This window comes from Pseudomonas sp. NBRC 111143 (assembly GCF_001320965.1).
GTDB classification, from domain to species: Bacteria; Pseudomonadota; Gammaproteobacteria; order Pseudomonadales; family Pseudomonadaceae; genus Aquipseudomonas; species Aquipseudomonas machongensis.
Genome location: NZ_BCBT01000071.1, coordinates 1 through 20,978, shown reverse-complemented (window position 1 = coordinate 20,978; position 20,978 = coordinate 1). Strand labels below are relative to the sequence as shown.

Genomic DNA, 20,978 nt, shown 5'->3' with positions numbered 1-20,978 from the left:
ATGCAAACCAAACTGCTGATCAACGGCCAACTGGTCGCCGGTGAAGGCGAGTCGCTCGCCGTGCTCAACCCGGCGCTCGGCACCACCCTGGTGGAAATTGCCGAAGCCACGCCGGCCCAGGTCGACATCGCCGTGCGCGCAGCCGACGCGGCGTTCGAAGGCTGGTCCCAGACCGCCCCCAAGGATCGCTCGCTGCTGTTGCTCAAGCTGGCCGATGCCATCGATGCGCATGCCGAGGAGCTGGCGCGGCTGGAGTCGAACAACTGTGGCAAACCCTACCAGGCTGCGCTGAACGACGAACTGCCGGCAGTGGCCGATGTGTTCCGCTTCTTCGCCGGCGCCAGCCGTGTGTTGCAGGGCTCGGCGGCGGGTGAGTACCTGCCGGGGCACACCTCGATGATCCGCCGCGACCCGGTGGGTGTGGTGGCGTCGATCGCACCGTGGAACTACCCGTTGATGATGGCCGCCTGGAAGCTTGGCCCGGCCTTGGCGGCGGGCAATACCGTGGTGCTCAAGCCGTCCGAGCAGACGCCACTGACAGCCCTGCGCCTGGGCGAGTTGATCGCGGGCATCTTCCCGGCGGGCGTGGTCAACCTGGTGTTCGGCCGAGGCCCGAGCGTGGGCGAGCCGCTGACTACCCATCCCAAGGTGCGCATGGTCTCGCTGACAGGTTCCGTGGCCACCGGCAGCCGCATCATCGCCGGCACTGCCGATACCGTGAAGCGCATGCACATGGAGTTGGGCGGCAAGGCGCCGGTGATCATCTTCGACGATGCCGACATCGATGCCGCAGTCGAAGGTATCCGTGCGTTCGGCTTCTACAACGCCGGGCAGGACTGCACGGCGGCCTGCCGGTTGTATGTGCAGAAGGGTGTGTACCAGGCCTTCGTCGACAAGCTCACGGCGGCGGTGGCGAGCATCCGCCTTGGCGAGCAGGACGATCCCGAGACCGAACTGGGACCGTTGATCACCCAGCAGCACCTGGAGCGCGTCAGCGGTTTCGTCGAGCGGGCGCGGCAGGTGCCGCATATCCAGGTCACCACTGGCGGCAAGCGCGCCGACCGGGCGGGGTTCTTCTTCGAGCCGACGGTATTGGCTGGCGCGCAGCAGGACGATGAAGTGGTGCGGCGCGAGGTCTTCGGGCCGGTGGTGTCGGTGACCGAGTTCAGCGACGAGACCCAGGCGTTGGAGTGGGCCAACGACTCGGACTATGGGCTGGCGTCGTCGGTGTGGACCCAGGACGTTGGCCGCGCGCTTCGGCTGGCGGCGCGCTTGCAGTATGGCTGCACCTGGGTGAACACCCATTTCATGCTGGTCAGCGAGATGCCCCATGGCGGGGTGAAGTTGTCCGGGTATGGCAAGGACATGTCGATGTATGGGCTGGAAGACTACACGGCCATTCGGCATGTGATGATCAAGCACTGATCGGCGTTGGGGGCATCGCTGTTCTCAAAGCCTGCGGTTTACTGTGGGTGTGGCAACGCGCCGTTGTCGAAAGCAGTGATGAACCTGTGGGAGCGGGTTCACCCGCGAACCAGGGCGAAGCCCTGGCCGATACACCGTGGTGAATTCATCGCGGGGCAAGCCCGCTCCTACAGGGTGCGGGCTTGCCCCGCACCTCAGCCTCCCACCATCTCCTGCGGCCTGACGTACGCGTCGTACTCCTGCGCCGTCAACAGCCCTAGCGCCACCGCCGCTTCCTTGGGCGTCAGCCCCTCGTCCGCCGCCTTGCGGGTAATGCGCGCCACCTGGTCGTAACCCAGCACCGGGTTCAAGGCCGTGGCCAGCAGCAGCGAGCCTTCCACATTGCGCGCGAGCACCGCGTGATTCACCTCCAGCCCCGCCAGCAGCTTGTCGGTGAAGATCGTCATGCTCTCGGCCAGCACGCTGATCGACTGCAGCACGTTGTGGATGATCACCGGTTTGGCGACATTCAACTCGAACAGGCTCGAGGCCCCGGCCACCGATACCGTGGTGTGGTTGCCCATCACCTGCATGCAGGCCTGGGCCAGGACCTCGGCGATGGTCGGATTACGCTTGCCGGGCATGATCGAAGACGTCAGCCCATCATCAGGCACCACCAGCTCACCCAGCCCGCAGCGCGGACCGGAGCTGAGCAGGCGGATGTCATTGGCCAGCTTGGTCAACGACACTGCCAGCACGTTCAGCACCCCCGACACCTCGACGAACACATCGTGAGTGCCCATGCCCTCGAACTTGCACGGGTTGGGGGTGAAGCGGGTCTGTGTGATCAGCGACAGCTCTTCGCAAAAAGCCTCGGCAAAGCCTGGCGGCGTGTTGAGCCCGGTCCCTACCGCCGTGCCGCCCTGGGGCAGGCTATCGAGCCGTGGCAGGCAGCCTTGCACGCGCTCGATGCCGTGGGCGATCTGCGCGGCGAAGCTGGCGAAGGCCTGGCCCATCGTCATCGGTACCGCGTCCATCAGGTGGGTTCGGCCGATCTTCAGCACGTCATGCCACTGTCGGGCCTTGGCCTGCAGCTCGGCGTGCAGGTGGGCAAGCGCCGGCAGCAGGTCGCGACCGAGGGCAAGGCGGGTGGCCAGGTGCATCACCGTCGGGAAGGTGTCGTTGGACGACTGCGAAGCATTGACGTGATCGTTCGGGTGCACCGGCGCCTTGGTGCCCAGCGGCTGCCCGAGCAACTGGTTGGCACGGTTGGCGATCACCTCGTTGGCGTTCATGTTGGTCTGGGTGCCAGAGCCGGTCTGCCACAGCGTCAGCGGGAAATGGCGGTCGAAGTGGCCATCGGCGAGTTCTTGCGCGGCCTGTTCGATCACCTCGGCCAGCCCTGCATCCAGCATGCCCAGGCGCCGGTTGGCACGGGCGCTGGCCAGTTTTTGCTGGCCAAAAGCGTGCAGCAGGACCGGCGGGAACTGCTCGCGGCCGGCACCGAACACGCCGATGGCGCGTTGGGTCTGGGCACCCCAGTACTTGTCTTCGGGGATCTGCACCGGGCCGAAGGCGTCGTGTTCGATACGAACGTTCTGCATGTCGTTCTCCATTGCTCAGAGTGGCGCCGCAGCGCTGCGCCCGAGCACTCGCTGGTACTCGCCCTGGGCCTGCTGCTCGGAGAATTCGCCCGACCATTTGGCGACCACCACGGTAGCAATGCTGTTGCCGATGGTGTTGCAGGTGGCGATGGCCATGGACATGAAGCGGTACACGCCGAACAGCAACGCCAGGCCCTCGACCGGCAGGTGGCCGATGGCGGTCACGGTGGCGGCGAACACCACGAAGCTGCCGCCGGACACTGCCGCCGCGCCCTTGGAGGTCACCAGCATGATGGCGATGATGCCCAGTTGCTGCTCCCAGCTCAGCGGCACGCCATAGGCGTTGGCGATGAACAGTACGCACAGCGACATGTAGATCGAGGTGCCATCGAGGTTGAAGGCATAGCCGGTGGGCAGCACCAGCCCCACGCTCTGCTTGGAGCAGCCGAACTTCTCGAGCTTCTGCAGCAGGCGCGGCAGGGCGCTTTCCGACGAGGCGGTGCCCAGCACGATGAACACTTCATCCTTGATGTAGGTGAGGAAGCGCCACAGGCTGAACCCGCTGATCCGGCACACCGCGCCCAGCACCACGAAGATGAAGAACAGCACCGCGACGTAGAACATCAGCACCAGGTTGGCCAGCGACATCAGCACCGCGGTGCCATTGCTGCCCACGGCGTAGGCGACCGAGCCGAAGGCGCCCAGCGGGGCGAGTTTCATGATCAGGTTGATGAACTCGAAGAAACACTCCGAGACGCGATTCAGCCCGTCCTCGACCACTGCCCGGCGCTCGGCCTTGAGGGCCAGCAGGGCGAAGCCGAACAGCACCGAGATCACCAGCACTTGCAGCAGTTGACCACCGGCGAAGGCCCCGACGAAGTTGTCAGGAAAGATCCCGTAGATGAAGTCCAGGGTCGATTGCGGCGCGTGGCCCTTGGCAACGGCTGCCGCTGCGGCCGCCGAGGTGGCGCTGTTGGGGTGGGCATCGTGCATTCCCGAGCCGATGTCGATCAGGTTGCCCCAGCCAAGGCCGATGGCCAGGGCGAGGGTGGAGACCACCTCGAAGTAGATCAGCGCGCGGATGCCGACCTTGCCGACCCGGCGGATATCACCGGCCGAGGCGATGCCGTGGACCACGGTGAAGAACACCAGTGGCGCCACGGCGGTCTTGATCAGCTTGAGAAAGATGTCGCCGAGGATCTTGAACTTGGCCGCAAGCTCCGGGGCGATGAAGCCGAAGGCGATGCCGATCAGCATGGCAGCGACGACCTGGAAGGTCAGGTCGCGGTAGAACGGTTTTGCGGGTGCAGATGACATGGTCGAATTCTCATTGTTGTCGTTGTCGAGAAAACCCCGCGGGCCCGGGTGAGCCCGCGTCTTGCATCAACGTGGCACGCGGCCGGGGCGTTCCAGGGCGCGGTCGACCATCTGCGGTGCCAGGCCCAGGTAGTTGGCCGGATCGGTCAGGCGCTCGAGTTCGGCACGGGGCAGGCGGGCGCTGACCTCGGCATCGCGCAGCAGCGCATCGAGCAGGCTGACGTTCTCGTCGTTGGCCACGCGGCAGGCGGCGTACACCACATCGTGGGCCACCTGGCGGCCCAGCTCCGGCGCGAGGCCCATCATCACCGCCTCGGCAACGATCAGGCCGCGAGTCATGTCGAGGTTCTGGCGCATGCGTTCGGTGCGCACTTCAAGGCCGGCAAGCATGAATTTCGCCTGGCCCAGCGACGCGGCGGTGAGGGCGAAGGCTTCGGGAATGGCGATCCACTCGGCCTGCCAGGGACCGGTGGAGCGTTCGAAGTCCTGGATCATCGCGTCGAGCATCAGTCCGGCTTGCTGGCGTACACCCTTGGCGGCGGCGTACATCAGTTCGCAGGAAATCGGGTTGCGCTTCTGCGGCATGGTGCTGCTGGCGCCACGCCCTTTGACGAAGGGTTCGTAGGCCTCGCCCAGCTCGCTGGTCATCATCATCATCACGTCCAGCGCGACCTTGCCCAGCGAACCGGTGACCAACCCCAGGAAGTTAAGGGCCTCGGCCAGGCCATCGCGGGCCACGTGCCAGGTGGCCTGCGGCACGTTCAGGCCAAGCTCGGCCATCAGCGCCTCCTGCACTTCCAGGCCTTTGTCGCCGAGGGAGGCGAGGGTGCCTGCGGCGCCGGCGAACTGGCCCACTTCAACCCGTGGACGCAGCTCGACCAGGCGTTCGGCATGCCGGTCGAACATGCTCAGCCAGACCGCGCACTTGTAGCCGAAGGTGATTGGCAAGGCATGCTGCAGGTGGGTGCGGCCGGCCATGGGGGTGTCGCGATAGCGCTGCGCGAGCCCGGCGAGCAATCCGCGCACGGCGAGGATGTCGCGCTCGACGATGGCCAGCGCGGCACGTACCTGCAGCACCACCGCGGTGTCCATGATGTCCTGGGTGGTGGCGCCCCAGTGCAGGTAGCGCCCGGCTTCGCCGCAGGTCTTCGACAGTTGTTCGACCAGCGGCAGGATCGGGTAGCCGACGATCTCGGTCTCGTGCTGCATCAGTGCCAGGTCGAGCGAGGCGTAGGTGGCCTTGGCGGCGATCTGATCGGCAGCGGCGGCGGGGATCACGCCACAGCGCGCCTCGGCACGGGCCAGGGCGACCTCGACTTCGATGTAACGCTCGATCAGCGCCTGGTCGGAGAACACTCCGCGCATCTCGGCGGTGCCGAACATGTCGCGGAACAGGGAGGAGTCGAAGACGGTGGTGGACATGGCGGATCCTTTTTGTTCGGTATTTGTTCGTTTTAAGTCGAACTTAATTAATACATCCGAACAAAATGGTCTGCCACATTTGATACACTGTCAAGCCTTCGCCTTCCGTGAACATGAGCCTTGAATGAGCACCCGCGGCCGCTACACCGATATCGCCAGAGACCTCACCGACAAGATTGCCCGGGGCGATCACCCGGTCGGCTCGCTGCTGCCCACCGAGCTTGAGCTGTGCGACCTGTATGGCGTGGGGCGGCACACCGTGCGTGCGGCGATCGATCAGTTGCAGGGGCAGGGGATGGTGTCGAGGCGACGGAAGGTCGGCACCCGGGTCGAGGCGGCAGCGCCGCGCAGCGGTTACTCACAGGCGATCGATTCGATCACCGACCTGGTTCAGGTGGCCGAATCGCATGTGCGGGAGATCCAGGGGGTGCGCCATTTCGTGGCGGACATCGCGCTGGCCAGACGACTTGGGCTGACGCCAGGGGGGCATTATTTCTGCGTGTCGAGCATCAAGGTCGAGAGTGGCGAGCATCGTTATCCGCTGTGCTGGACGGATGTATATGCCGAGCAGCGCTTCGCCGACGTGGTGGCCGAGGCCGAGGCCCATCCGGGCGAGCTGATCGCTGCCCTGATCGGCAAGGCGTTTGCCAAGAGCATCGAGGCGGTGGATCAGGAAGTGAGCCCGGTGCAGCTCACTGCCGAGCTCAGTGCGAGCCTGAAAGCGCCCAGCGGAGATCTGGGGCTGAACATCATTCGCCAGTACCGTGACCAGGATGGCGAGATTATCTCGGTGTCGGAGACGGTCTACCCGCGCGACCGTTTCAAGCTGGTAATGCACATGACCCGTGCGCAGCGGTGACAGTGCTGACCTTGTGGGGGCGGGGCTTGCCCGCGAACCAGGGCGAAGCCCTGGCCGTCCACCGCGGAGTCTGCTTCGCGGGCAAGCCCGCTCCCACGGGGCTGGCCTTTAGAGTTTGAACAACACAGTTGTCCCCACAAGGTACTGAGCGGCAGCAGGGGAGAACCCGCATACCGCCTTGAATCAGTTGCTCGGCCGCTGCTTGGTCGCATCCAGCTCGGCTTTCTTGCCTGTCGTCACTTCAGTGATCTTCGCCGACTTCTCGATCGCCAGGTCGAAGGTGTCCTGCATCTTGGCGATGGCGTCGGTCGGGGTGCCGGCCAGGCCGCCCTTGGCCGCCCAATCGAAGTTCCACACCCCGGACAGGTTGTCGGCGCCGGGTACGTCGTGGGTTTCGATGGCAGTGAACACATCCGGGTGGCGCTGCATGTATTTCGCCGCATCCGACACATTGGCCGGCACGTTGCCTGACTTGTTGTCGGCCAGCTTGTCGAGTTCGTCCTTGGTGATGGCCGACTTGCCGGTCTGGCGCATGTAATCAGCGATCACCTGGCTCGACTTGGCGGTGTCCAGGCGGTTGTCGAAGGCCGAGCTCGAGGCTTTTGGAGTGTTGGACCCGCTACCAGCGGGGGTGATGGTAGACATTGGCGCTGCTCCCGAAACGGAAATGAAGGGGTCGTCTTGATGACGGCTCCGGACGGTAGCATGGGCAATTGGCTAGTATTGTGAGGCTTCACAACGATTCACAACAGCTCACAGCTTTCACAGCGCAGGCGATCACTCCATACCCGGCGGATGCCCGTGGTAGGCCTTGTAGGCGTTGCTGAAATTGGCCGGGTTGGCATAGCCCAGGCGATAGGCGATCTGTGCCACCTGCCATTTGCGTTGCAGCAACAACGTGCGGGCCAGCTCCATGCGCTGCTGGCGCAGGTACTGCAGCATCGACTGGCCGAACACCTTGGCGAAGGCGCGGCGCAGGGTGGTTTCGCCCACCCCTAGCTGTCGGGCCAGCGCCAGGCTGCCGGGCGGGTCGACCAGGTTCAGGTCGAGCAGGCGCCGCGCCTCATGGGCCAGGTCGCGCTGGCCCCGAACCGTCGGCGCAGGCGCCAGCGGGCGGTTGCCGAGGTGCGTGGCCAGCTCCACCAGCACGGCGAGGCTCAGGCTTTCCTGGTGCAGGCGCTTAAGCGTGCCGTGGTAGGGCGAATGGTAGAGCTGCTGCAGCAGGCGACCCAGCGCCGGGCAGCGCTCGAAATCGGTGAATTTCATGCCGTCGTCGAGCAACCCGATCAAGGATTGCAGGTGCGGATCTTCCTCGGCCAGTTCGCGCAGATAGTCGGCACCGACGCGCAACCCGGCCATGCGCGCGTGGCTGTCGACGGGCAACTGGTCGAAGGCTTCCATGTGCTCGCTCAGGCCCAGCGCATAGGTCTTGCCGGTGAGGTAGTGGTTGAGCTGGCCGTCGACCCGGTGCTGCCATTGGCCGCTGAGCATGTGCACCAGGCACAGGCTGTCGGGCAACACCTTGTGGATGCGCAGCGGCTCGGGAAATTGCAGGTCGCAGTCGAAGTACTGCAGGTGCGCACGCACGGTGTGGGCGCGGTAGTGACCGATCGCACTGCCCATGACGTGGCTGGCGGCGCTGTCGAGGACGCCCGCCTGGGCCAGCGAGCCTGGGCGGTCGAAGCTGAACTGCATGTCCAGGTAAGGGGTCCAGCGTTCCATCTGCCAAGCCTGTCCATAGGGTGTCGTGGCGGGTGGCGGAATGTTAACGCGAACACGCCTCGGACGTCAGCCATTGTGCGCGACGGCCTGTTTGTTGTGCGCAGCGGCCAGGCCGGTTGGCAGGCTGGCCCATGCCCCTTTCAATACAAGGCCCCAGAATTTCGAGGAGCAAGCAGTATGTCGATTCATCGCAGATGGGCGGCCGGCATGGTCGCAGCGCTGGCGCTTGTGGGCGCCATGGCCCAGGCCGAGGAGCGTCCATCGGTGGCCGAAAAGGTCGTGGCCTATGCCGGCGAGCAGGGCGTGAAGGTCTGGACCCTGCGTATCGGTGAGCGCAGCGCCAACGAGGCGCTGGTGCAGGTCGAGGGCGTCGACCACGACTGGAACATGCGCATCCAGAAGATGAAAGTCGAGAAGACCGACAAGCTGACCCGCTACTACACCACGGTCGACGGCCAGAAGTTCGCGGCACTGGTGATCCAGGGTTCGGACAGCTGGAGCGCCAGCGAACTGTACCTGCCGGGCGAAGCCCAGGCGCTGAAGATCGGCTACTCGCAGGCCCTGTCCGAACAGGGCAACGCCCAGGCGTTCCTGACCGATTACCTCAATGCCCGTACCGAGTAAGCCATGACCACGCCACAACACCCTGATCCCTCCCTTTCTCCCGATGAGTACGGCCAGTCCCGAGCGGCCCAGCGCGACCGCGTGATCGCCGAACTGCGTCTGATGATCGAGCGAGTTCCTGAGCAGACCGAATTCACCAACTCCCGACGCTACAAGCTGTGGGGCCCGATCATGTTGCTGGTATCGCTGGGCATGCTGGCGATGGCCATCAACATGGGGCGAACCGGGCTGACGGTATGCGCTGGCTTCCTGGTCGTGTTTTCCCTGCTCGTCACCTGGCAGCACCGGGACGCGGGCAAGCAGGTGTTCATGCGCCTGACCCGTCGCCAGCTGTTCGTCGATACGCTCGATGCGCCGATCGAAATGGCCGAGGTGCAGGACATCCTGGTCAAGGACGAAGGGCTGCTGACCCTGCAGAAACTCACGCTCGACTCTCACGCCCATCTGCCCACGCACCATGTGGCGAGGCTGCAGGTATTCGGCAATCAGGCCATGGCGCTGAACAAACCCGAGCCGCATGTACGCATCCACTCTGCCGGGCTGATGACCGGTGGGCGCAAACTGGGCTGCGACGAAATCGCCGCGCTGCTGGGTGCCTACCGCGACGCCGCCTGTGCACAGCAGCAACTGGATGCCCTGCAGGTTCATGGCTGACACCGACCGGGAAACCTTGCTGGCCTGGCTCAGGGCTCACGCGGAGGAGTCCTGCAAGCCATGGTCGCTGCACGAATCCTCGCGTGGCAAGGCGCTGGCCTGTGCGTTGCTGGCGTTTTCGCTGGTGTTGGTCGGCGGCTGGCTGGCCAGTTTGCCTGCGCAGTGGCAGATGCAATCCGGGCGCTGGTTGCTGTGGGGGCCTGGCGTGCTGCTGCTGGTTGCCGGCGTGGCTGGGCTGGCGCTCGCCGAGGGGCTGCGCCGCCGACATGGCAAGTGTGTGTTGAGTGTGACTGACGACTCTGTGCTGTTCGCCAACTCGCACGCGCCGACGCCCTTGTACTGTTTCGATGGGTTCGAAATCTACCAGCGTCATCTGAGCATGACGCTGGTGTTTTCGCTGGCAGCCATCAGCCGAGCGCCGCAGCTCGCGCCGGCCTGCTTCAAGTCACTGGTGGCGCCGGATGCGTGGCCAGTGGCCGGTGGCTTGCGGGTGAAGTTGTGGGTGTGCACGCCGGTGGTGGACGGGCGGCGCGTCGATCTGCAGGCGCTGACCGACCGGCTGTATGTCTGCATGGAAGCAGCCCAGGCGCGGCGCACGCTGGGGCAGTTGGGGATGTGATCTTGAGGGAGCTTTGGGGGAACAACTGTCTTGTTCAAGACCCCAGCGCCTGCCCAATCCCTGTAGGAGCGGGCTTGCCCGCGAACACGGGCGTAGCCCGTGCCAGGCAGCGCGGTGTCCTTTTCGCGGGCAAGCCCGCTCCCACAAAAGCCCCCCCGCAGCTGTGAAGGCAACTGTCTTGTTCAAAATCCAAAGGTCAGTCCAATCGCACAGGGTCACTCGCGAACACCGTCAGCGTCGGTGCCATCCGCTTGCGGCATCAAGGTCGCGATCAACGCCCGGACCGTCCCCGGCAGCGCATCCAGCTCGCGCACCAGGATGCTGCGTTCACGCACCGCCCAGGGCTCGTCCAGGGCGATGGTCACCAGGTTCATGGTATGGCTGTGGCGCACCGCCGAAGACTCGGGGATGATCCCGATCCCCACGCCGGCCTCGACCATCCGGCAGATCGCCTCGAAGCTCGACATCTGGATCCGCAGCGCCAGGCTCTGGCCAATACGCTCGACGTGATCGCGCAAGAAGGTCAGCAAGGTGCTGCCGTCATGCAGGCCGATGTGCTGGTAGGCCAGGGTCTGCTTGAGCGTCACCTGCTTGCGGCCCGCCAGCTCGTGACCGGCCGACACGATCAGCACCAGCCGGTCGGTACTGAAGCGCATCACCTGAAGCCCGGCCGCCTCCACGGGCCCGGCGATGATGCCCATGTCGCTGCTGCCATCGAGCACCCCGCGCACGATATCGCGCGACAGCCGCTCTTGCAGATCAACCGTCACCCCCGGCCGCTGGGCGAGAAACCCGGCCAGCACTTCGGGCAGGAACTCGGTCACCGCAGTGGTGTTGGCGAAGATGCGGATGTGCCCGGCCGAATCGGTGCCGAACTGGGTGAACTCGGCCTTGAGGTACTCCACCTGACGCATGATCAGGCGCGCATGGGTCAGCAGTTTCTGACCGGCGGGCGTCAGCTCCACGCCACGGCTGTCGCGGTACAGCAGGCGGGTGTCGAGCTGCGCCTCTAGGGCCTTGATCCGCGCGCTGGCTGCGGCGGGGGAGAGAAACGCACGGCGCGCACCTTGGGTGAGGCTCGGCGATTCGCCGATGTGGATGAAGAGCCGCAAGTCAGCCAGGTCGAAGTGCATGGGGGAGTCCTGTCGTAGCAGAGGCGTTCGGCATTTATGAACGCTGGTTTACGCAAATGCAAATTCACAGAATGCCGGGCGCCTCGCATGATCGGCCCATAACAACAAATGCAGAGGCCCATGCTCATGACTGCTTCGACTTCGCCCACCGACTTCAGCGCCTGGATCGGCCGCACTGAAGAGGCCTGGGATGTGCTCAGCCGTAACCTGGTCAAGCGCATTGCCGCGACCTTCGGCGAGGCCGCGCCAGGCCATGGTGATGCGCTGCCGCATCTGTGGACCTGGTGCTTCTTCCAGGAGCCGCTGCCAGAGTCGCAACTGGGCAGCGACGGTCATCCTGCCCGTGGCGGCTTCCTGCCACCGGCCGACAACCGCAACCGCATGTGGGCTGGCGGGCGGGTCGAGTTCATCGCGCCGCTGAAAGTCGGCGGTGAAGCCCACCGCCTGTCGACCATCCTGCACATCGAGGAAAAGCACGGACGCACCGGCGCACTGTTGTTCGTCACCGTGCGCCACGACTACTCCCAGGACGGCCGCCTGTGCATCCGCGAGGAGCAGGACATCGTCTACCGCGAGCCCAACCCGCCCAAGCGCGGCAGCGGCACGCCGAGCGAGGTGGGTGAGTGGAGCGAAACCATCACCCCGACGCCGACGTTGCTGTTCCGCTACTCGGCCATCACCTTCAACGGCCACCGCATCCACTACGACCACCCCTACGTCACCGAGACCGAAGGCTACCCCGGCCTGGTGGTGCATGGCCCGATGATCGCCACCCTCAACCTGCGCGCCTTCGTGCGGGCCCACCCCGACAAGCCCGTGCGCCACTTCGCCTACCGCGGTGTGCGGCCGCTCACCCTGCCAGCAGCGTTCCAGGTCAGTGGCTGTATCGAGGCACCTGGCAAGGCGCGCCTGTGGGCCGGCAACGCCGACGGCACTGCACAGAGTGCCGAAGTGACCTTCGACTGACCTTCTCAAGCCTTCGCAGAGAGTCCACACATGCACAGCTACGACAGCGATGACCTCAATGCCATCCGCGAGGGCGTGCGCGCCCTGTGCGCCGAATTCCCCGCCGAATACTGGCGCCGGATCGATGAAGAAAAAGGTTTTCCGGAAGCCTTCGTCAAGGCCATGACCGATGCCGGCTGGCTGTCGGCGATGATTCCCGAGGAATACGGCGGATCGGGCCTGGGCCTGGCCGAGGCGTCGGTGATTCTCGAGGAGGTCAACCGCTGCGGCGGCAACTCCGGCACCATCCACGGGCAGATGTACAACATGTTCACCTTGCTGCGAAACGGCAGCGACGAGCAGAAGCGCTTCTACCTGCCCAAGCTTGCCAGTGGCGAGCTGCGGCTGCAGTCGATGGGCGTGACCGAGCCGACCACCGGCACCGACACCACCAAGATCAAGACCACTGCCGTGCGCCAGGGCGACAAGTACGTGATCAATGGGCAGAAAGTGTGGATCTCGCGCGTGCAGCATTCGGACCTGATGATCCTGCTGGCGCGCACCACGCCGCTGCCGGAGGTGAAGAAGAAATCCGAAGGCATGTCGATTTTCCTGGTCGACCTGCGTGAAGCGATCGGCAACGGCCTGACCGTGCAGCCGATCGCCAACATGGTCAACCACGAGACCAACGAGCTGTTCTTCGACAACCTGGAAATCCCGGCCAGCAGCCTGATTGGCGAGGAAGGCAAAGGCTTCCGCTACATCCTCGACGGCCTGAACGCCGAGCGCACGCTGATTGCCGCCGAGTGCATCGGCGATGGGCGCTGGTTCGTCGAAAAGGCCAGCCAGTACGCCCGCGACCGCGTGGTGTTCGGCCGCCCGATCGGACAGAACCAGGGGGTGCAGTTCCCCATCGCCGAAGCCCATATCGAGATCGAGGCCGCCGACCTGATGCGCTGGCGCGCCTGCGCCGAATACGACAGCGGCGCCAACGCCGGGGCGGCGGCGAACATGGCCAAGTACCTGGCCGCCAAGGCCTCGTGGGAGGCGGCCAATGCCTGCTTGCAGACCCACGGCGGCTTCGGCTTTGCCAACGAATACGACGTCGAGCGCAAGTTCCGCGAGACCCGCCTGTACCAGGTGGCGCCGATCTCCACCAACCTGATCCTGTCGTACGTGGCCGAGCACCTGCTCGAGCTGCCGCGCAGCTTCTGAGGAGCCGACCATGCGTGATACCCAAGCCCTGGCCAGCTTCCTGGCCGACCTGCGCTATGAGGCCATCCCCGGCAGCGTGCTGGACCGCACCGAAGACCTGTTCCTCGACTGGCTCGGCTCGGCCCTGGCCAGCCAGGGATCGCACCCGATCCCGCTGTTCGAGCGTTACGCCGAGCGCATGGGGCCCTCGTCAGGCCGTGCGCGGGTGCTGACCAATGGCCGGCGCACCTCGGCCTATTTCGCCGCGCTGGTCAACGGCGCCGCCTCGCACCTGGTCGAGCAGGACGACCTGCACAACAGCTCCGTGCTGCACCCGGCCACCGTGGTGTTCTCCGCCGTGCTGGCGGCCGCGCAAGACCTGGGCAAGTCCGGCCAGGACCTGCTGCTGGCCTCGGTGGCTGGCTACGAAGCCGGCATTCGCATCGGCGAATTCCTTGGCCGTTCGCACTATCGGATCTTCCACACCACCGCCACGGTCGGCACCTTGGCTGCCGCTGTGGGCGTGGGCAAGCTGCTGGACTTCAACCAGGAGCAGTTCATCAACCTGCTCGGCAGCGCCGGTACCCAGGCTGCAGGGCTGTGGGAGTTTTTGCGCGACGCCGCCGACTCCAAGCAACTGCATACTGCCAAGGCAGCCGCCGACGGCCTGCTTGCCGCCTACCTCACCGCTGATGGCCTGAGCGGTGCGCGCAACATTCTCGAGGGTGACCAGGGCATGGCTGCGGGCATGTCCAGTGACGCCGACCCTGCGCGGCTCTCCGACCGGCTCGGCACGCGCTGGGCGCTGGCGGAAACCTCGTTCAAGTTCCACGCCTCGTGCCGCCACACCCACCCGGCGGCTGATGCGCTGCTGCACCTGATGCAGCGCGAGGGGCTGGGCCATGAGCAGATCGCTGAAGTCATCACCCGCGTGCACCAGGGCGCCATCGATGTGCTGGGGCGGGTGACCACGCCGAGCACCGTGCACCAGGCCAAGTTCTCCATGGGCACGGTGCTGGGCCTGATCGCCGTGCACGGCAGCGCGCAGTTGCTGGAGTTCCGCGACCTGGCACTGACCGACCCGCGCATCGCTGCGTTCCGCGACAAGGTGCGCATGCAGCTGGACCCCGAAGTGGACGGCGCCTACCCGGCGCGCTGGCTGGGTCGGGTCGAGGTGCGCTGCGTCGATGGCCGGCAGTTCAGCGCGGCCATCGACGAACCCAAGGGCGACCCCGGCAATACCCTGTCGCGCCCGGAGCTGGAGGCCAAGTTCCAGCGCCTGCTGGCCTATGCCGGGCAGCGCAGCGAGGCCGAGGGCCGTGCGCTGATCGAGCGCGTCTGGCAACTGCGTGACGCGCAGTCGCTGGCGGACCTGCATTGAACACCGAACAGGAACTTGCCATGACCCAATCCGCTCCCCGCCCCTTGGACGGCATCACTGTCGTCAGCCTGGAACATGCCATCGCCGCGCCGTTCTGCACTCGCCAACTCGCGGACCTGGGCGCGCGCGTGATCAAGATCGAGCGCCCCGGCAGCGGCGACTTCGCCCGTGGCTACGACCAGCGTGTCGATGGCCTGGCCTCGCACTTCGTCTGGACCAACCGCTCCAAGCAGAGCCTGACCCTGGACCTCAAGCAGGACGAGGCCGACGACATCCTCCTGGCGCTGCTGGCCAAGGCCGACGTGCTGGTGCAGAACCTCGCACCGGGTGCGGCGGCGCGCATGGGGTTGTCGTTCGAGGCCCTGCACGCGCGTTTTCCGCGGCTGATCGTCTGTGATATTTCCGGCTACGGCGAAGGTGGCCCGTACGAGAAGAAGAAGGCCTACGACCTGCTGATCCAGAGCGAGGGCGGCTTTCTCTCGGTGACCGGCGGGCCGGGTGACGAGCAGATGGCCAAGGCCGGATGCTCCGTCGCCGATATCGCTGCCGGTATGTATGCCTACACCGGCGTGCTGTCGGCGCTGCTGCTGCGTGACAAGACCGGTATCGGCAGCCGCATCGACGTATCGATGCTGGAGAGCCTGGTGGAGTGGATGGGCTACCCGATGTACTACGCCTACAACGGCGCGCCGCCACCACCGCGGGCCGGCGCTTCGCACTCGACCATCTATCCGTACGGGCCGTTCCCCACCGGCGGTGGCGGCACCATCATGCTCGGTTTGCAGAATGAGCGGGAATGGCAGTTGTTCTGTGAAAAGGTCCTGCTCGACCCGGCGCTGGCCAGCGATGCGCGTTTTTCCGCGAACTTCCGGCGCTCGGAGAACCGTGAGGTGCTGCGCCAGATCATCATCGACGGCTTCGCCGAACTGTCGCTGGATGAGGTGGTGGCACGTCTCGAAGACGCGCAGATCGCCAATGCCCGGGTCAACGACATGCAGGGCGTCTGGCAGCACCCGCAGCTCAAGGCCCGCGACTGCTGGCGCGAGGTCGACAGCCCGGCTGGCAAGCTGCCGTCGTTGCTGCCGCCGGGGCGCAACGCCGCCTTTACCCCGCGCATGGACCCGGTGCCGGGATTGGGGCAGCACAGCGCGGCGATCCTCGAGGAGCTGGGTTTCTCGGCCGACGACCAAGCCCGACTGGCGGCTGCCGGTGTCGTTTGATGACAAGGAGTGATAGCTGATGCCGCAAACCATCGTCCGTTCGGCGCTGTTCGTGCCGGGCAGCCGTCCCGAGCGTTTTGCCAAGGCCCTGGCTGCGGGCGCCGATGCCGTTATCGTCGATTTCGAGGATGCCGTCGAGGAGCGGCTCAAGCTTCAGGCGCGTGACAATCTCGCAGCCTTTCTCACGGCGCATCCGCAGGCGCGGGTGTGGGTCAGGGTCAATGCCCCGGAACATGCCGGGCATGCCGATGACCTGGCGTTCTGTGCGCAGCAGTCCGGCGTCAGCGCCGTGCTACTGCCCAAGGTGGAAAATGCCGCCCAGGTCGCAGTCGCTGCGCGCACTGGCAAACCGGTGCTGCCGATCATCGAGACCGCCAAGGGCTTGCTGGCACTGGAGCGCATTGCCGGTGCCGAGGGGGTCGAGCGTCTGTCGTTCGGCAGTCTGGACCTGGCGCTGGACCTGAACCTCAACACCGACAGCGCCTCGGCCCAGCGCTTTCTTGACCAGGCGCGCATGGCGGTGCAACTGCATTCACGCGGCGCCGACCTGGCGCCGCCGCTGGACGGCGTGTTTCCGGCAATTGGCGACCCGCAAGGGCAGCAGCGGGCCATGCGCCATGCCTATGACATGGGCTATGGCGGGGCGCTGTGCATCCATCCCAGCCAGGTGCCGTTGATTCATGGCGTGCTGGCGCCGAGCAGCGAAGAGCTGGCCTGGGCGCAGCGGGTGGTGGACGCCAGTGTGGCGGCCAAGGGTGCCGGGGCGTTCCAGCTCGATGGGCAGATGATCGACGCGCCGGTGCTGTTGCGGGCGCAGCGGCTGTTGGCATTGGCCGAAAGCACCTAGGCCTTTCGCGGGGCAAGCCGGCGGCATCCCTACCGATGCATTTGTGGGTGCAATTGTCTTGATCAAATCTAAAGGCCAGCCCAATCCCTGTAGGAGCGGGCTCGTCCCGCAAACACCGGCAAAGCCGGTGCCCGACACCGCGGTGTCCTTTTCGCGGGCAAGCCCGCTCCCACAGGAGCTGGGCTGGTTTAAGACTTTGAACAAGACAGTGGCAGCTACAGCGCTGACTCTGGGCTCAACGCTGTACCTGTAGGAGCGGGCTTGCCCGCGAATACCGGCAAAGCCGGTGCCATACCCACTGATGTATCTGTAGGAGCGGGCTTGCCCGCGAACACCGGCCAAGCCGGTGCCATACCCGCTGATGTATCTGTGGGAGCGGGCTCGTCCCGCGATCACCGGCATAGCCGGTGCCATCCCCCACCCATCCAGGAGCGTTCACCCCAGCCAAACGCGGGCTTACACAAAAGCTGATTCTCGAAACACGCCCGATTGGGCCATCGTACCCTTGGCAACGCTTCCCTGCTGACCCCTTCCAACAACAATAAAAGGTGACACCGATGTTGAAGCTGACCCAGGCGCTGTTGTGCGCCGCCGCCGTGTCCATGGCCGGGCTCGCCCAGGCTGCCGATCCTGTGATCATCAAGTTCGCCCACGTCGTGGCCGACAGCACGCCCAAGGGCCAGGGCGCGCTGATGTTCCAGAAACTGGTCGAGGCCGACCCGCAGCTCAAGGGCAAGGTCAAGGTCGAGGTCTACCCCAACTCCTCGCTGTTCGGCGATGGCAAGGAGATGGAAGCCCTGCTGCTGGGCGATGTGCAGATGCTCGCGCCGTCGCTGGCCAAGTTCGAGCACTACAACAAGCAGGTGCAGCTGTTCGACCTGCCGTTCCTGTTCAACGACCTCGCCGCCGTCGACCGCTTCCAGCAAGGCCCGCAGGGCAAGGCGCTGCTGACCTCGATGGAAGACAAGGGCATCCGTGGCCTGGCCTACTGGCACAACGGCCTCAAGCAGCTGTCGGCGAACAAGAAGGTGATCCTGCCCAAGGACGCCCGCGGCCTGAAGTTCCGTGTGCAGGCCTCCAGCGTGCTCGAGGAGCAGTTCAAGGCCATCCGCGCCAACCCGCGCAAGATGAGCTTCGCCGAGGTCTACCAGGGCCTGCAGACCGGTACCGTCAATGGCACCGAGAACACCTGGTCGAACTACGAGAGCCAGAAGGTCAACGAAGTCCAGCCGTTCTTCACCGAGACCAACCACGGCCTGATCGACTACATGGTGATCACCAACGCCAAGTTCTGGAACAGCCTGCCTGAAGACGTGCGCGGCGAGCTGCAGACGATCATGGACAAGGTCACCGTCGAGGTGAACAAGCAGGCCGAGGAACTCAACCAGGCTTCCCGGCAGAAGATCATCGATGCCAAGACCAGCGAGATCGACCCGCTGACGCCTGAGCAGCGCGCCCAGTGGCGTGAAGCCATGCGCCCGGTGTGGGACAAGTTCTCCGACCAGATCGGCGCCGACCTGATCAAGGCTGCCGACGACGCCAACAAGCCGTCCTGATCGTCGTCTCCATCACCCATGGCCACCTGCAGCGCAGGTGGCCCGGCTTCCTTCTGTCCGGAGAATGCCCATGCACAGGATCAGACGCGTCTGGGAGCACTTCGAGGAGGGCATGATCGCCTTCCTCCTGGCAGCCATGACCTTGATCACCTTCATCTATGTGGCGCTGAACAACCTCTACACCCTGTTCTATACCCTCAGCGACCACTGGACCTTCGCCAGCGAGCTGCTGCTCGGCATCGGCGACCACCTCATGGGCTACGCCCAGGAAATGACCTGGAGCATCGCCCTGACCAAGGCGCTGTTCGGCTGGCTGATCTTCTTCGGTATCGCCTACGGCGTACGCACCGCCGGCCACCTTGGCGTCGATGTGCTGGTGCGGCGCGCGCGCAAGCCGGTGCAACGCATCCTGGCGATGATCGCCTGCGCCTGCTGCCTGGCCTACGCCGGGTTGTTCCTGGTCGCCAGCATCAAGTGGGTGAGCGCGGTGTTCGTCGCCGGTATCGGTGCCGAAGACCTCGACCGCTACGGCATCAAGATCGGCCACATCGCCATGATCGTGCCGTTCGGCTTTGCCCTGATCATCGTGCGCTACCTGGAAATCCTCTACCGCATCTTCACCCACCGCCAGACCGGCCTCGGCCTCGCGGATGAAGCAGCGGAAGCGAGCAAACTGGCCAACCCGGGCGAGGAGTCACACTGATGACCGTTATCTGCCTGTTCCTGCTGCTGTTCGTGTTCATGTTCCTCGGCGTACCGATCGCCATTTCCCTCGGCCTGTCGGGCGCGGTGTCGATCCTGCTGTTCAGCCAGGACTCGCTCAGCTCGCTGGCGATCAAGCTGTTCGAGACCTCCGACAGCTACACCTTCCTGGCGATCCCGTTCTTCCTGCTGTCGGGCGCATTCATGACCACCGGCGGCGTCGCCCAGCGCCTGATCGACTTCGCCAACGCCTGCGTCGGCCACATCCGCGGCGGCCTCGCCATTGCCGCAGTGCTGGCATGCATGCTGTTCGCCGCGCTGTCCGGCTCCTCGCCCGCCACCGTCGCCGCAGTCGGCTCCATCGCCGTGGCCGGCATGGTGCGTTCGGGCTATCCGAAGGAGTTCGGCGCCGGGATCATCTGCAACGCCGGCACCCTCGGCATCCTCATTCCGCCATCGATCGTGATGGTGGTGTACTCGGCCGCCACCGAAACCTCGGTCGGCAAGCTGTTCATGGCCGGTGTGATACCCGGGATCCTGCTGGGCGTCTTCCTGATGGTGACCATCTACATCGTCGCCCGCATCAAGAAACTCCCCGCCCAGCCGCGTGCCAGCTTCGCCGAATGGCTGCGCACCGCCCGCCGCGCGTTCTGGGGCCTGTTGCTGCTGGTGATCATCCTCGGCGGCATCTACAGCGGCATGTTCACCCCCACCGAAGCCGCGGCCGTGGCGGCGGTGTACTCGGCGTTCATCGCGCTGTTCGTCTACAAGGACATGAGCTTCAGGGACTGCCCCAAGGTGCTGCTCGAGTCCGGCCGCCTGACCATCATGCTGCTGTTCATCATCGCCAACGCCATGCTCTTCGCCCACGTGTTGACTACCGAGCAGATTCCCCAGCAGATCACCCAGTGGGTGCTCTCCGAAGGCCTGACGCCGATCGGCTTCCTGATCATGGTCAACGTGGTGCTGCTGGTGGCGGGGAGCTTCATGGAGCCCTCGGCGATCATCCTGATCCTGGCGCCGATCTTCTTCCCGATCGCGATGAAGCTTGGCATCGACCCGATTCACCTGGGGATCGTGATGGTGGTGAACATGGAGATCGGCCTGGTGCATCCGCCGGTGGGGTTGAACCTGTTCGTGACCAGCGCGGTGACTGGATTGACGCTGGGGCAGACGATTCGTGCGGCGTTGCCGTGGTTGTCGATTCTGTTGCTGTTCCTGGTGTTGGTGACGTATGTGCCGTTTATTTCGCTGGCGTTGCCGGAGTGGTTGGGGATGCCGTAGGGGGAGGTGGCTTCTCGGCCCGAAGGCGCTGGCGATGTCAGCGCCTTCGGGCCGCAGCACTCAGGAGCCCTTGATCTGGGCGAGTCCATGGGTGACGGAGATCAAACGCATCGTCAGTCCGAACTCTTCCACGGTGCCTTCGTAGACTGCTCGATAGATACCGGGGCCGGAATACTTCACAACGGTTCCGACATTGACAGGGGCATCGTGCAGCGGGTTGCCGTCTTTGTCATAGATGACCACACGGCTATAGCCCCAGGAAGAAGAGAAGCATTCCAGCGCTACATAGTTTGTGGGATTGTCGAAGGTCAGTTCAAAGGACGCCTCAACCGGCCAATGCCCGTTATTTCCGAAGACCACAAGGCTGTTATTACCGTCGCGGTCGATCACCATGAACGTGGCATCGCTGGTATTGGGATTCAGCGTGAGCGTGTATCCCGGCCTTTGCACTTCACCTTCGAGTGTACTGCCGGGTTTCAGGTCTTTAAAAG

20 protein-coding genes are annotated in these 20,978 nt (G+C 64.9%); 13 read left to right on the top strand and 7 right to left on the bottom strand.

Annotated features, from left to right (window positions below; genetic code table 11):
- A complete protein-coding gene (locus APH44_RS26430; protein WP_054895264.1) occupies window positions 1-1,425 on the top strand; it encodes a gamma-aminobutyraldehyde dehydrogenase in 1,425 nt (474 codons plus the stop codon).
- Window positions 1,426-1,619: 194 nt separating this feature from the next.
- On the opposite strand, the gene APH44_RS26425 is transcribed toward APH44_RS26430, so the two are convergent.
- The 3 genes from APH44_RS26425 to APH44_RS26415 all read right to left on the bottom strand — a co-directional run bounded on the left by APH44_RS26425 (window position 1,620) and on the right by APH44_RS26415 (window position 5,747).
- On the bottom strand, window positions 1,620-3,008 hold the full coding sequence (locus APH44_RS26425; protein WP_054895263.1) for a lyase family protein: 1,389 nt from the start codon (window positions 3,006-3,008) through the stop codon (window positions 1,620-1,622).
- 15 nt (window positions 3,009-3,023) lie between these two features.
- Window positions 3,024-4,325: a C4-dicarboxylate transporter DctA gene (gene dctA, locus APH44_RS26420; protein ID WP_054895262.1), complete on the bottom strand. Its 1,302-nt coding sequence runs from the start codon at window positions 4,323-4,325 to the stop codon at window positions 3,024-3,026.
- A gap of 66 nt (window positions 4,326-4,391) precedes the next feature.
- Complete coding sequence (locus tag APH44_RS26415) at window positions 4,392-5,747, bottom strand: adenylosuccinate lyase family protein (protein WP_054895261.1); 1,356 nt, start codon at window positions 5,745-5,747, stop codon at window positions 4,392-4,394.
- 124 nt (window positions 5,748-5,871) lie between these two features.
- Here APH44_RS26415 and APH44_RS26410 point away from each other — a divergent pair, with 124 nt between their 5' ends.
- On the top strand, window positions 5,872-6,606 hold the full coding sequence (locus APH44_RS26410; RefSeq protein ID WP_054895260.1) for a GntR family transcriptional regulator: 735 nt from the start codon (window positions 5,872-5,874) through the stop codon (window positions 6,604-6,606).
- A 183-nt stretch (window positions 6,607-6,789) separates the two neighbouring features.
- On the opposite strand, the gene APH44_RS26405 is transcribed toward APH44_RS26410, so the two are convergent.
- Both APH44_RS26405 and APH44_RS26400 read right to left on the bottom strand, forming a co-directional pair.
- The gene (locus APH44_RS26405; protein ID WP_054895259.1) at window positions 6,790-7,251 is read right to left on the bottom strand and encodes a hypothetical protein; all 462 of its coding nucleotides are present in this window, start codon (window positions 7,249-7,251) and stop codon (window positions 6,790-6,792) included.
- 132 nt (window positions 7,252-7,383) lie between these two features.
- Complete coding sequence (locus APH44_RS26400; protein WP_054895258.1) at window positions 7,384-8,328, bottom strand: AraC family transcriptional regulator; 945 nt, start codon at window positions 8,326-8,328, stop codon at window positions 7,384-7,386.
- Window positions 8,329-8,505: 177 nt separating this feature from the next.
- Here APH44_RS26400 and APH44_RS26395 point away from each other — a divergent pair, with 177 nt between their 5' ends.
- The 3 genes from APH44_RS26395 to APH44_RS26385 are packed head-to-tail and all read left to right on the top strand — an operon-like array spanning window position 8,506 to window position 10,225.
- On the top strand, window positions 8,506-8,952 hold the full coding sequence (locus APH44_RS26395) for a hypothetical protein (RefSeq protein ID WP_054895257.1): 447 nt from the start codon (window positions 8,506-8,508) through the stop codon (window positions 8,950-8,952).
- A 3-nt stretch (window positions 8,953-8,955) separates the two neighbouring features.
- Complete coding sequence (locus tag APH44_RS26390) at window positions 8,956-9,606, top strand: hypothetical protein (protein WP_054895256.1); 651 nt, start codon at window positions 8,956-8,958, stop codon at window positions 9,604-9,606.
- Entirely contained in the window at window positions 9,599-10,225 is a 627-nt protein-coding gene (locus APH44_RS26385) for a hypothetical protein (protein ID WP_177339361.1), read from the top strand. Before APH44_RS26390 ends, APH44_RS26385 begins: the two co-directional genes overlap by 8 nt.
- Before the next feature lie 215 nt (window positions 10,226-10,440).
- On the opposite strand, the gene APH44_RS26380 is transcribed toward APH44_RS26385, so the two are convergent.
- Window positions 10,441-11,358, bottom strand: a complete 918-nt coding sequence (locus APH44_RS26380) for a LysR family transcriptional regulator (RefSeq protein ID WP_054895254.1) — start codon at window positions 11,356-11,358, stop codon at window positions 10,441-10,443.
- A gap of 126 nt (window positions 11,359-11,484) precedes the next feature.
- Here APH44_RS26380 and APH44_RS26375 point away from each other — a divergent pair, with 126 nt between their 5' ends.
- The 8 genes from APH44_RS26375 to dctM all read left to right on the top strand — a co-directional run bounded on the left by APH44_RS26375 (window position 11,485) and on the right by dctM (window position 20,487).
- Window positions 11,485-12,324 (top strand): MaoC family dehydratase N-terminal domain-containing protein, encoded by an 840-nt coding sequence (locus APH44_RS26375; protein ID WP_054895271.1) that lies wholly within the window; start codon window positions 11,485-11,487, stop codon window positions 12,322-12,324.
- A gap of 30 nt (window positions 12,325-12,354) precedes the next feature.
- Window positions 12,355-13,518, top strand: a complete 1,164-nt coding sequence (locus tag APH44_RS26370; RefSeq protein WP_054895253.1) for an acyl-CoA dehydrogenase family protein — start codon at window positions 12,355-12,357, stop codon at window positions 13,516-13,518.
- 10 nt (window positions 13,519-13,528) lie between these two features.
- Entirely contained in the window at window positions 13,529-14,878 is a 1,350-nt protein-coding gene (locus tag APH44_RS26365; RefSeq protein ID WP_054895252.1) for an MmgE/PrpD family protein, read from the top strand.
- 20 nt (window positions 14,879-14,898) lie between these two features.
- Window positions 14,899-16,098, top strand: a complete 1,200-nt coding sequence (locus tag APH44_RS26360) for a CaiB/BaiF CoA-transferase family protein (RefSeq protein ID WP_054895251.1) — start codon at window positions 14,899-14,901, stop codon at window positions 16,096-16,098.
- Window positions 16,099-16,117: 19 nt separating this feature from the next.
- On the top strand, window positions 16,118-16,945 hold the full coding sequence (locus APH44_RS26355; RefSeq protein WP_054895250.1) for a CoA ester lyase: 828 nt from the start codon (window positions 16,118-16,120) through the stop codon (window positions 16,943-16,945).
- Between the two features lie 557 nt (window positions 16,946-17,502).
- Window positions 17,503-18,501 carry a TRAP transporter substrate-binding protein gene (locus APH44_RS26350; RefSeq protein WP_054895249.1) on the top strand — a complete coding sequence of 333 codons (999 nt, stop codon included), beginning with the start codon at window positions 17,503-17,505 and terminating at the stop codon, window positions 18,499-18,501.
- A 70-nt stretch (window positions 18,502-18,571) separates the two neighbouring features.
- Complete coding sequence (locus APH44_RS26345; RefSeq protein ID WP_054895248.1) at window positions 18,572-19,204, top strand: TRAP transporter small permease; 633 nt, start codon at window positions 18,572-18,574, stop codon at window positions 19,202-19,204.
- The gene (dctM, locus tag APH44_RS26340) at window positions 19,204-20,487 is read left to right on the top strand and encodes a C4-dicarboxylate TRAP transporter large permease protein DctM (protein WP_054895247.1); all 1,284 of its coding nucleotides are present in this window, start codon (window positions 19,204-19,206) and stop codon (window positions 20,485-20,487) included. The genes APH44_RS26345 and dctM overlap by 1 nt, the downstream gene beginning before the upstream one ends.
- Before the next feature lie 60 nt (window positions 20,488-20,547).
- Here dctM and APH44_RS30170 read toward each other — a convergent pair.
- On the bottom strand, window positions 20,548-20,978 hold a 431-nt coding region (locus APH44_RS30170), incomplete at its 5' end, for a hypothetical protein (RefSeq protein WP_177342487.1).